Below are 10274 nucleotides of genomic sequence, written 5' to 3' on the forward strand. Positions count from 1 at the left end.
ATAAAAAACCCAATATGCAAAATATTGGTCTTGTTTATTTTTCACTATCGTATTACCTGCATCAATCATTCTGTAAATGGTCCATCTGCTTGCACCGATTAACTGGCAAGTTTCTTTGATGCTGAGAAAATCTTTTTGATTTACGATAGGGTTGAACGGTTTCAATTCATTCTCCTTCTGAATTGCTGCTTCAACTTTTGCAGAACGCAACCGTGCTTTGTATGCTCTCTTTGCACAGTTATCAGAACAGAATTGAGTTACTGTTGTCTTAGCGACAAAGTTTTTTCCGCAGTGGTGGCAGGTTTTTTCTAATCGAATGTTGCTACTCATTTTGTTGCTCTTTGTTGTTTGCTGTTGCAGGGTGTTGCTATGTGTAGCATCTTTTCCCTTTTACCGAAATCTTGTTGCCCGACAACAAGGGCAACAATTCAGGGCAACAGATGAGCAACAAAAATAGGTAAAAAAGTAGAGTTTGGCAACAAAAAAGAGAAAGAAAGATACTTAGTTTGCTATGAAAAACAAGCACTTAACAAACAAAGGAAAGTAAATTACTTACCGATACAGAACTTACTGAAAATGCTGCCTAATATATCTCTATCGTGCAGTACTTCGCCTGTAATGGTGCCAAGGGCGTGTAGGGCGTAACGAATGTCAAAGGCCAGTAAGTCTCCGGAAATTCTTTGTGCCAATCCTTCTTTTATGGTTTCAAGATGTGTAGCGCAATCCTGCAATGCGGCATGATGCCTTGTATTGGCTACAATAGTTTGGTCTGTGTTTATTTTGTCGTTGAGGATAAGTGCCGGAAGAAATTCTTTTAACTCATCTGTTTGTTTTTTATTGACTGCGCTAACTTCAAACCAAGGATAATCAAGAGAAAAATTTTCAATAATGCTATAATACAGCATCCCAAGTGCTTGTTCATCACATATATCTGTTTTGTTAGCAACGAGTAATACTTTTTGGTTCTCAATTTTTAATTTTTGTAAGTCTTCTAATACTTCCAGTTCGGAAGATGTGCTGGCATCAAAGACGTATATCAAGATGCTGGCTTCATGAATTTTTTCAAATGTTTTTTCGATCCCTATTTTTTCGATGGCATCTGTTGCTTCTCGGATTCCGGCGGTGTCTATGAGGCGAAATACAATTCCGTCCACAATTAATTTTTCTTCGATAGTATCTCTGGTAGTTCCTGCGATATTAGTAACGATTGCTCTTTCTTCATTCAATAAAGCGTTCAGCAATGTAGATTTTCCGGCATTGGGTCTTCCGGCAATTACGACCGTTACGCCGTGTTTTAAAATATTACCTAATTGAAAAGAATGAATCAGTTTTTGGATTGTTTTAAGCATTTCTTCAACTAATTTCAGCAGTTGTTTTCTATCTACAAATTCAACGTCTTCTTCGCTAAAGTCATTTTCGAGTTCTATTAATGCTGCGAAATCTATCAGTTGTGTACGTAGGTTTTTGAGGTCATTGCTAAATCCACCACGCATTTGCCGGATAGCCGTTTGGTGTGCTGTTTCTGATTCCGCATGGATTAAATCTGCAACGGCTTCTGCTTGTGCTAAGTCCATTTTTCCGTTTAGGAATGCCCGTAGGGTAAATTCTCCGGGTTGGGCAAGTACAGCTCCCTGCTTGATGAGTAAAGTTAAAACTTGCTGCAAAACGTAGGGAGAACCATGACAAGAAAATTCAACGATGTCTTCTCCTGTATAGGATTTAGGGGCTTTGAATAATGTAGCCAACACTTCATCTATCAAAGTGTTTGTTTTCGGGTCTTTTAATGTCCCTAAATGAACGGTATGTGTTTTCTGTGCAGATAATCGTTTTCCGTGAAAAACGCTTTCTGCTATGCTGATGGCATTTTTTCCGGAGAGACGAACTACTCCAATTGCGCCTACTCCGTTAGGGGTGGCCAACGCAACAATGGTTGAATCCTCAAACACAACCAGTTAAGCAATCAACTTGAATGGTATTTAAACTGATATTGGCTATTTATAGCCACGTTCAAGAGCTTTTTCCGGTAACTGGATGCTACCCGGAATCCCCAGAAGCGGGAAATCTTTACGCATTGGAAAATATTCAAAATCTTCAGGCATATACATTCTGCGTAAATCCGGATGATTTTTAAACGAAATTCCCATCATATCATAAGTTTCACGCTCATTCCAGTTCGCTGCTGGCCAAAGACTTACCACAGATTCTACTTCTAAAGACTCTTCGGATAATCTACAAGAAACAAATAAACGTTTGTTTTCTGCCAGATTAAGTAAATTGTAAATCAACTCAAAACGATTTTCGTCTGTAAAATGATCTACGTTCGCTAAGTCTGAAAAATAATCAAAACCGAACTGCTCTTTGAGGAGTTTTAAAAACGAAAATAAGTCTTTCTGTGAAACAGCTATCGTTACTTGGCCGGCATACTCCGAATGCCCCAATACCGGTACAGTAGTTTGCGAAAGTATATGTGTGAAGAAAGCGTCCATAGGGGCAAAGGTAGCAGAGTTTGAGCGTAAATAGAAATAAATTGCAGAAAAAAACGGATTGACTTACTTCTAAAAAAACAACTATCGGATTATGCCCCAGAAAAGATAATAAAACGATTGGCAAGAACGAGTAATTTTACGGTTTATGCCCGAAACAAAACGAACAATTACCGACCCTCATTACCAAAGCACAAAAATGCCCCAAAATAGACTAAAAATGAATAAAATACAGAGCTATAATCCTTTATGTTTTCTGAATTACAACCTAAAAATAATGCTGGCCAGTAAGTCTCTTTGGGTAAAATATTATCCAAAATATTGTTTATTAATTAGTTTACTTTTATTAAGCCAAGCTACAAGTGCACAACTTTTTCAAACCGTTAAAGGGCGAGTCGTAGAGTCAAATACAGAACAAGTGATTGAAGGTGCAACAATTAAAATTGTTGCTAACAGTCGTACTTTGGGGGGATATTCTAACGAGCAAGGCTACTTTCGGGTTGATTCTATCCCAATCGGGCGAATCAATGTATTCATTTCTTGTATTGGCTATGAGCCGATTTCGTTGCAGAATGTAGAACTCACTTCGGGGAAACAATTGGTCATCAATATTAGCTTAGACCCTGACTTTAAGCAGCGGGAAGAAGTGGTTATCAGCGGTTCTGAAAATGAGTTTTCTCCGACCAATGAAACTATTTCTAATAGCGGTGTAAAGTTATTGGTAGAAGAAACTAACAAATATGCGGGGGCAAAAATGGATCCGGCGCGTATGGTTCAAACGATTGCGGGGGTAACTTCCGTAAGTGACCAAAGAAATGATATTATCGTCAGAGGCGGTTCCCCGCTTGGAGTACTTTGGCGTTTAGACGATATTGACATTCCCAATCCAAATCATTTTGCGACACAGGGAGCAACCGGCGGCCCAATCTCAATGATAAACAACAACTTATTAGCTACCAGCGACTTCTTAACCGGAGGCTTCCCCGCAAACTATGGTAATAAAATCTCTGCCGTTTTTGACCTAAAACTAAGAACCGGTAATGATGAAAAACATGAGTTTGTAGGCCAGTTGGGATTCAACGGATTTGAACTGCTATCCGAAGGCCCTATTCAAAAAAAATCCCGAAGTACCTACTTAGCTTCTTACAGATATTCCGCTTTGGGTTTTATGAAAGCTATCGGAATAAATTTAGGTATAGTAGCTATTCCCAGATACCAAGATTTTAACTTTAAACTTAATTTTCCACTAAAAAATGGCGATGTAATTTCCGTTATAGGCTTAGGCGGACTTAGTGCCGGTGAGGTCAAAGAAAGTGAAGATACTACCAGCTTCGGAAATGGCAGAAATGCTACTATGCAAACAAGCGTTGGAGTGTTAGCTGCTAATTATCAGCACTTTTGGAATAATAACTCATTTACTAAGTTTATTTTAGCTGCTACTCATGGGGGCTTTAAAACGACCGTTGATTCTGTGGGGCGAGAGAACGACCTTGTTTCGGTAACACCTTGGTATAGTAACGATTCCCGTGAAGGCAGTTTGCAGTTTCGTGTTTTGCATCATACCAAAATCAATACCCGAAATGTGCTAAAAGCCGGCTTTACAAACCAACTACTCTCCTACTCTCTTAATGAAAAAAGATTTACCTCTGATTTTTTCTACCCAATTCCCTATAAACAAGATACCGCCGGAGTTGGGGTGCTGCTACAAGGATTTGCCCTGTGGAGCTATCGTATAACCCAAAATTTATCTCTAAATTTAGGTCTTTATTCTCAATATCTAAATCTTTCTCAAAATATCAGTTTGGAGCCTCGAGGTGGGGTTTCTTATTGGCTATCGCCGAAGCATCGTTTTTCGGCAGCCATTAGCCTGCACCGAATGGCTCAACCCCTCACCACTTATACTTTTAAATCCGAAAAACCGGATACTAATATTCAGAATATCAACCTGCGTTTCACACAAGCCGTTCACTATATTATTGGTTATGAATGGTTTCCAAAAGCAAGTTGGCAATTTAAAATAGAAGGTTATTATCAGGATATTTCTAAAGTTCCCATAAGTCCCTATAACTCCCCTACCCGATTTGGGGCTTATTCCTTATTAAACGCCGGCGTTAGCTATGGCGGAGTATTCACCCAATATTACTTGATAAGTCAAGGGAAAGGAAAAAATTATGGTATCGAGATTTCCCTGAAAAAGAATCTTTCTCGAAATTATTATTTCTTGGCAAATACTTCTTTGTTTAGATCATTATATCAAGGCCAAGACAGAATCTGGCGAAGCACATCATTTGATAATAAGTTTGTAATCAACATTTTAGGGGGATACGAATTTAAAGTTAATGCTAAGGTTAGTTTTGATATTAACGTAAAATATGTACTTGCCGGAGGCCGGCCTTATACCCCTTACGATGAAACTCTTTCTGCCTTCATGCAGTTGGGAATCCCTGATTATGAGCAATATTTGGCGAAAAGATACCCAAACTATGAGCGTTTTGATGCCAGAATTAGCAGTAAAATTAATTTAAAGAAAACATCTATCATGATATTTTTCAGTGTTGAGAATATTTTCAACCGAAAAAATATCCTCGATGAATACTATGAATATAAATCGAAGCAAATAAAGACACAATATCAGTTGGGTTTTTTCCCCGTAGGCGGGATTCGGGCTGAATTTTAACTTAATCCCAAGGATGTGGCTGGAAAAGCAAATATCCTACATGTAGAAAAACTCGAAAGTTATTTGGCTTGTTATCATAATAATTGATAAAAGCACCGATTGGCCCCATCGGGGTATTGTAGGTTACTCCGGCAGAAGCTAATGCCCTTGGTCTTAGTAGTTTATATTGAATTTTTAGGTTATTGGTTTCATCTTGAACGATGCTAAAAAAAGGCTGAAATAGATGCCCTTCAATTCGGAGAGTTAGTTTTTTATTCAGATAATAAGCTAATTGAATACCTCCGGCAGCATAGCCCCGCGAGGAATAGCTGGGTAAATACAATACTGGAGTATCCTGAAATGGGGCATATCTTGGAGAAAACAATATTGTTGATTTTGAGTTAAACTGGCTTGGTAGGCCGGAATAAGCGGCTTCGGCAACTATACTTGGGCGGAATTTCCACTGCGGATCTACGGAGCGTTGTACTTTAATGTGCCCTTGAAACCATTGATGCCATACTGATTGCTTATTTTGTAGCGCAGAACCCGGCTCAAAGGCTTCATGGAAAGTATTTAAGCGAAAACTTGCATAAAAATACCCTCCTTGGTCTGGATACATCTTGTTGTTGAGCGTGCTTCGCTCTATGATCGCAAATAATGTATTCCCCGAAAACTTACTTAGGTCAGAAGAATCCGAGTTGTAAATAATATCATCCGCAAAATAACGATTGGTAAGCTGCTGAACAGCAAAACCAACGGTCAATTTAGAATACTTTTTTAGCGGAATACCTACTTGTAATTTACTTTCTAAGAGCGAAAAGTTAATATCTGCTTTGTTGTTTGGTGAAAATATCCCTGAAGTAACTTTCTGAAAGAAAGACTGATACGCCGTATTTTCGATTTCTCCAAAAAATAGTAGTTTAGTCGGGATGGTAATCCTGCCTCTGATTTTGGCATAATTTGCAAAAGAGCCACGCCCTAAGGTTGCATAAGCGTTGTACTTTAGATATGAAATATCGGTGTACATAGCCCCTATCTCTAACTGGTGGTCAATTGGGGTGAAGAATGTGCCTCCAAATTTGAGTGTTAGTTTTCGTGCAGGCAAAACGGATATTGATAAATCGTATTTACCCAGTTCTGGCCGGTAAATTAGCTCTGGAAAGCCATAATAGCTTCCGTCATCTTTGAGGCGGTAATAGGCTTTTCTCAGTTGATCATAGCTCAGTGTGTCGTTTTGGTGCTTCAGCAATGCTCTTAGGTGAAGTAACTGTGTTATGTATTTTTCCTCCCATTCTTTAACTCCTCTGATTTCTATATCATTGATAACCAATTGTTTTTCTTTCTCTCGGAATATTTTACGTTTTTGGGCTAATTCAGTGCTGTCGCTTCTGGCGGTAATGGCTTGGCGAATATCTTCTATACAAGCCTTAGTAGCCTCATAACCTCTCTGAACCGCAAACATTGGGTTTGAAAAATCTGTAAAGCTCATATTTCCTAAGTCCGGCTGAATAAAAATACCATTGGAGGGCATTTTGTGATACGTTTCTTTATCAACTGCTAAGGATTTCAGATATGTAAAAAAGTTGGTTTTTTCTTCTATTTCTTCCTGAGAGGGTTCCGGGCTATCTACATGGCATCCAATAACTATATCCGGCTTAAATTCACTAATCATTTCTCTGACCGGAAAGTTGTTGATAATTCCGCCGTCATAGTTGTTCTTATAGCGGGCGTTACTAACCGGAGAAAATAAATACGGGACGGCAATAGAGGAGCGTACGGCAAATGGTAAACTACCATCTTTTATCTGAAATGCTCTACGTTCAACTAAACTTGTAGCCATACAACGAAATGGAACAAACAAGCTATCAAAATTACCTTGGCAAGCCGAAGTAGCCGGTGAAAGTAAGTCATTCAGAGCCATATTAATAGCGAAATCAGGGAGGATGTATTCCGGGCCAATCTGTGTTTTGGAACGAAAGGAAATCGGAACAGATAGAAATGTATTGTCTGGCTTTTCTCTCAAGAAAAAGAGTTGCTCCTGCGCAGGCAAATCGTTTGCTGTCCATATTTGGATGTTAGGAGAGGCTGCTAAATCTGACATTTCTTTTGGGGAATAGCCGGCAGCATAAAAAGCACTCACTAATGCCCCCATAGAAGTTCCGGCTACGTAATCAATCGGAATATTTGCTTCTTCCAATGCTTTAATAACTCCTATGTGGGCAAAGCCACGAGAACCTCCCCCTGATAAAACCAAACCAACACGCTGGGCATAAACAAGATTTGTAAGCGCGATAACAAACATTACCCAAAAATCCAACCGTAAGTTGTAATTAACTTTCACTTTTTGCAATTCGTAAAAATTTCACCCTAATAACGTAAAAAAAACATTCCGTAATACATCTCCATAGAAACGTATTACGGAATATTTTCTAAAATATTTTTTTTATCAAAATCTGTTACAAAAATACATAATCTTATGTTTTCTGCAAAGGATACTACTTCTTTAATTTATCGAAGTAACGTAACTGATCCGCTCCGTTTAACTTCCACACCTTTTTCGGTTTTATACTTGATATTAAAGTAATAAACTCCAGTAGGAATTGGATTTCCATTAAGGTCTCCTTTCCATGGATTAGTCATAGAGTTAGATTCAAACACCGTATTACCCCAGCGATCTGAAACTACAATTGTCATTTCAACTATATCTGAAGCGGTGATTGGTAGCCAAGTATCATTAACGCCGTCTCCATTGGGAGTAAATACATTTTGGGTTCTGAAAGAAACTACATGAATACGGCTTTTAACTATCGTATCTGTGCAGCCTCGATAATCCATTACCTGTAGCGTTACTTGATAATCTCCTACTTGAGAATAGCGATGTGTCGGGTTTTCATCGGTAGCAGTATTCCCGTCTCCAAAATCCCAGAAATAGAGCAAGGAGTCGCCTACGGATTCATTTGTAGTGGTCAATACAGCATTTTCTATTGGGAATTCTGTATAACCTTCAATAACACCAATATTTGTATTTGTGCTAAATTGGGCTGTTGGTGGGTTAATGCGTTCTATTTCAAAAGGTATAGTTATTGAACAATTGTTAGAGTCCAAAACTTGTACAGTATAGTTTCCTGCTGAATAATCATTAGCCGTTGAAGTAGTAGCAGCATTTCCTTGCCAAATGTAGCGATAAGGGGGAGTTCCACCTAAAGTTGTAAGAGTTGCAACACCATTATTTTCCCTACATGATGCCGGAAGTAGAGCAATAGTAGCTTCTAAGGCTGCTGGCTGAGTAATCGAGAAAGAAATTGAATCTAAGCAGCCATTTTTGTCCTTAACTTGTACTACATAGCTTCCAGTATCCAAATCTGTATATAATCCATTGTTTGGAAAGAAGTTACCGTAATTTATCGAGTACTGGTAAGGAGGAGTTCCGCCTACTGAATTCATTTGAACTTCTCCATTAACTGCGCCTGTACAAAGCACATTCCGAATACTATTTAGTGTTAAATCAAGTACTGGAGGCTCTGTAATTGCAGTTGTGATGGTAGTTGAGCAGCCATGACTATCTAATACATAAATAGATAGATTTCCCGGTTGGATATTGGAAAAAGTTGTATCTGCTGCTAAATTAGTAGAATCTACTCCAAGAAGATATGGGGGAGTTCCGCCGGAAACAATTACAGTAGCTTTACCGTCATTTGCACCATTACAAGAAACCATTGCTACAGAATCAAAACGAGCAACGAGTTGATTGGGTTGAGTTAAGGTAAATGGCAATGAAAATTGACAACCTTTTTGATCGATTATCAAGACGGTATCACTTCCTGCTGATAGGTTTTGGAAAAATCCGGTTGTATTTGTGTTGCCATGATAGATATATTGGAATGCTCCAGATCCCCCCAAAGCAGATACATAAATATTTCCATTTGATAATCCAAAACAAGTTGGATTACTTAACGAATCCACTTGTGCTGTAATTCCTTGGGGTTCGGTTATTGTAAATGTTGCTTGCGATTGGCAACCAATTGAATCCCGTACATATACAATACTGTTTCCAGCCGGTATTCCTGTAAATATTCCCGTTGTATTTTGATACGTAACTCCATCCAAAGAATAGGTATATGGGGGTATCCCGCCTGATGCAGAGGTAGTTATACTTCCATCATTGCTTCCAAAACAGGTTGGATTTGTTTGGTTTGTTATCGAAAGTATCGGAGGAGTTCCAATTGAAACGGTGGTCGTATTCACCAAACTCGTACAGCCGCTCACAACACTATAAACACTGTAAACACCGGAGGCCGATGCCGTAGCATTACTGATACTCGGATTCTGTAACACAGAAGTAAAACCATTCGGACCCGTCCAACTATAACTTGCACCCGCTACCGTAGTAGCCGTCATATTCAACGTATTACCCGCACATACAGGACTGTTACTGCCGGACGTAGGACTTGCAGGAATAGCATTGACAACAACGGTGGTCGTATTCACCAAACTTGTACAGCCACTCACAACACTATAAACACTGTAAACACCGGAGGCCGATGCCGTAGCATTACTGATACTCGGATTCTGCAACACAGAAGTAAAACCATTAGGACCCGTCCAACTATAACTCGCACCCGCTACCGTAGTAGCCGTCATATTCAACGTACTGCCCGCGCATACAGGACTGTTACTGCCGGACGTAGGACTTGCAGGAATAGCATTGACAACAACGGTGGTCGTATTCACCAAACTCGTACAGCCGCTCACAACACTATAAACACTGTAAACACCGGAAGCCGCTACTGTAGCATTACTGATACTCGGATTCTGCAACACAGAAGTAAAACCATTCGGACCCGTCCAACTATAACTTGCACCCGCTACCGTAGTAGCCGTCATATTTAACGTACTGCCCGCGCATACAGGACTGTTACTGCCTGCCGTAGGACTTGCAGGAATAGCATTGACAACAACGGTGGTCGTATTCACCAAACTTGTACAGCCGCTCACAATACTATAAACACTGTAAACACCGGAGGCCGATACTGTAACATTACTGATACTCGGATTCTGTAACACAGAAGTAAAACCATTCGGACCCGTCCAGCTATAACTTGCACCCGCTACCGTAGTAGCCGTCATATTCAACG

General features: G+C 39.5%; 6 protein-coding genes. 1 reads left to right on the forward strand and 5 read right to left on the reverse strand.

Features of this window, described 5'->3' with window-relative positions:
- The 3 genes from LC115_13385 to LC115_13395 form a co-directional block, all read right to left on the reverse strand.
- On the reverse strand, positions 1-330 hold a 330-nt coding region (locus LC115_13385; protein ID MCZ2357662.1), incomplete at its 3' end, for a hypothetical protein.
- 218 nt (positions 331-548) lie between these two features.
- Complete coding sequence (mnmE, locus tag LC115_13390) at positions 549-1946, reverse strand: tRNA uridine-5-carboxymethylaminomethyl(34) synthesis GTPase MnmE (protein ID MCZ2357663.1); 1398 nt, start codon at positions 1944-1946, stop codon at positions 549-551.
- Positions 1947-1991: 45 nt separating this feature from the next.
- A complete protein-coding gene (locus tag LC115_13395; GenBank protein MCZ2357664.1) occupies positions 1992-2486 on the reverse strand; it encodes an NADH-quinone oxidoreductase subunit C in 495 nt (164 codons plus the stop codon).
- A gap of 145 nt (positions 2487-2631) precedes the next feature.
- Between LC115_13395 and LC115_13400 the strand changes: the two genes are divergently transcribed.
- On the forward strand, positions 2632-5160 hold the full coding sequence (locus LC115_13400; GenBank protein ID MCZ2357665.1) for a TonB-dependent receptor: 2529 nt from the start codon (positions 2632-2634) through the stop codon (positions 5158-5160).
- A 1-nt stretch (position 5161) separates the two neighbouring features.
- On the opposite strand, the gene LC115_13405 is transcribed toward LC115_13400, so the two are convergent.
- On the reverse strand, positions 5162-7480 hold the full coding sequence (locus tag LC115_13405) for a patatin-like phospholipase family protein (GenBank protein ID MCZ2357666.1): 2319 nt from the start codon (positions 7478-7480) through the stop codon (positions 5162-5164).
- A gap of 167 nt (positions 7481-7647) precedes the next feature.
- A partial coding sequence (locus LC115_13410; protein ID MCZ2357667.1) for a gliding motility-associated C-terminal domain-containing protein occupies positions 7648-10274 on the reverse strand: 2627 nt, incomplete at its 5' end.

Source organism: Bacteroidia bacterium (assembly GCA_026932145.1).
Taxonomy (GTDB): domain Bacteria; phylum Bacteroidota; class Bacteroidia; order J057; family JAIXKT01; genus JAIXKT01.